Origin of the sequence: Streptococcus sp. 1055, assembly GCF_013276815.1 — a bacterium.
Taxonomy (GTDB): domain Bacteria; phylum Bacillota; class Bacilli; order Lactobacillales; family Streptococcaceae; genus Streptococcus; species Streptococcus pseudopneumoniae.
This window is the reverse complement of sequence record NZ_VMLT01000176.1, coordinates 1-2,034: the sequence shown is the minus strand read 5'-3', so window position 1 is coordinate 2,034 and position 2,034 is coordinate 1. Positions and strand designations below refer to the sequence as shown.

The window sequence follows — 2,034 nt, the reverse complement described above, 5'->3', positions numbered from 1 at the left end:
CCGATTTTGTAGTATAATAGTACGGTGTGAAAAAATCTGAAAAATGAGAAAGGATAAGGGATATGAAACAAGTTTTTCTCTCTACAACAACTGAATTTAAAGAGATCGATACGCTTGAACCGGGTACTTGGATCAATCTCGTCAATCCGACTCAAAATGAATCACTCGAAATCGCCAACACCTTCGATATTGATATTGCCGACCTTCGAGCACCGCTCGATGCGGAAGAAATGTCTCGTATTACCATTGAAGACGAGTATACCCTGATTATCGTAGACGTGCCGGTCACGGAGGAAAGAAATAACCGCACCTACTACGTAACCATACCGCTTGGTATTATCATCACTGAGGAAACCATTATCACTACGTGTTTGGAACCACTACCTGTCCTTGATGTCTTTATCAACCGTCGATTGCGTAATTTCTATACCTTCATGCGTTCACGTTTTATCTTTCAAATTCTTTATCGCAATGCAGAGCTTTACCTAACAGCCCTTCGTTCAATCGACCGCAAGAGTGAACAAATCGAAAGTCAACTGCATCAATCAACTCGTAATGAAGAATTGATTGAGCTCATGGAATTGGAAAAAACTATCGTCTATTTCAAAGCCTCCCTCAAAACAAATGAGCGCGTGATTAAGAAATTGACCAGTTCAACCAGCAATATCAAGAAATACCTTGAGGACGAAGACCTGCTTGAAGACACCCTGATTGAAACCCAACAGGCCATCGAGATGGCAGACATTTATGGAAACGTCTTGCATTCTATGACAGAGACCTTCGCCTCTATCATTTCTAACAACCAGAACAACATCATGAAAACCTTGGCTCTTGTGACCATCGTCATGTCCATCCCAACCATGGTCTTTTCTGCCTACGGGATGAACTTTAAGGATAATGAAATCCCCCTAAACGGAGAGCCAAATGCCTTTTGGTTAATCGTCTTTATCGCCTTTGCTATGAGTGTCTCGCTCACTCTCTATCTCATCCATAAAAAATGGTTCTAAGAGGAGTTCCTATGTCTCAAATTGATCTACAAAAATTAACTAAGAAAAACCAAGAGTTTGTCCACATTGCTACCCAACAATTCATCAAAGATGGGAAAACAGACGCTGAAATCCAAACTATTTTTGAGGAAGTCATTCCCCAAATCCTTGAGGAGCAATCTAAAGGTACAACTGCCCGTTCCCTATACGGCGCACCAACTCATTGGGCTCATAGCTTCACTGTCAAAGAGCAGTACGAAAAAGAGCATCCAAAAGAAAATGATGATCCAAAACTGATGATTATGGACTCAGCTCTTTTCATCACTAGCCTCTTTGCCCTTGTCAGCGCCCTCACAACCTTCTTTGCGGCAGATCAAGCTTTCGGCTATGGATTGATTACTCTTCTATTAGTTGGACTGGTTGGTGGATTTGCCTTCTACTTGATGTACTACTTTGTTTACCAATACTATGGACCAGATATGGATCGCAGTCAACGTCCACCTTTCTGGAAATCTGTACTAGTTATCCTAGCTTCTATGTTCCTTTGGTTGCTTGTCTTCTTTGCAACAAGCTTCCTACCAGCTAGCCTTAACCCAGTACTGGATCCATTGCCACTAGCTATTATTGGAGCAGCCCTCCTAGCCCTTCGCTTCTATCTCAAGAAACGCTTGAATATCCGTAGTGCAAGTGCAGGACCAACACGCTATCAAGAATAAGAAAACGATAAAAGCAACTGCAGGTGCGGTTGCTTTTTCACTTACTTTTTTGATTTTAAAGTATTCTTCTGACATCCACATAGCTCTATCTAATCTTTTGTGATAAAATAGGCTCATACTCAATGAAAATCAAAGAGCAAACTAGGAAGCTAGCTGCAGGCTGTACTTGAGTACGGCAAGGCGACGTTGACGTGGTTTGAATTTGATTTTCGAAGAGTATCAGTTATTATTTCCAGTTTAAAATAGCACTCAAGCCATAGTGATCACTGACTTGTGGACTCTTGTTACCATCAAATACGACATGTAAATTTTCCACCGCTAACTCTTTGGTA

At 41.3% G+C, this 2,034-nt stretch carries 2 protein-coding genes and 1 pseudogene; 2 read left to right on the top strand and 1 reads right to left on the bottom strand.

Annotation, left to right across the window (positions count from 1 at the left end):
- Nucleotides 1-62: 62 nt before the first annotated feature.
- Together HT699_RS11480 and HT699_RS11475 are read left to right on the top strand one after the other, a co-directional pair.
- Complete coding sequence (locus tag HT699_RS11480) at nucleotides 63-1,007, top strand: magnesium transporter CorA family protein (protein WP_000815629.1); 945 nt, start codon at nucleotides 63-65, stop codon at nucleotides 1,005-1,007.
- Between the two features lie 11 nt (nucleotides 1,008-1,018).
- Nucleotides 1,019-1,702: a DUF1129 domain-containing protein gene (locus HT699_RS11475; RefSeq protein ID WP_000078022.1), complete on the top strand. Its 684-nt coding sequence runs from the start codon at nucleotides 1,019-1,021 to the stop codon at nucleotides 1,700-1,702.
- Between the two features lie 226 nt (nucleotides 1,703-1,928).
- Here the strand turns inward: HT699_RS11475 and HT699_RS11470 are convergent.
- A pseudogene (locus tag HT699_RS11470) lies at nucleotides 1,929-2,034 on the bottom strand (hydrolase); the annotation flags it as partial.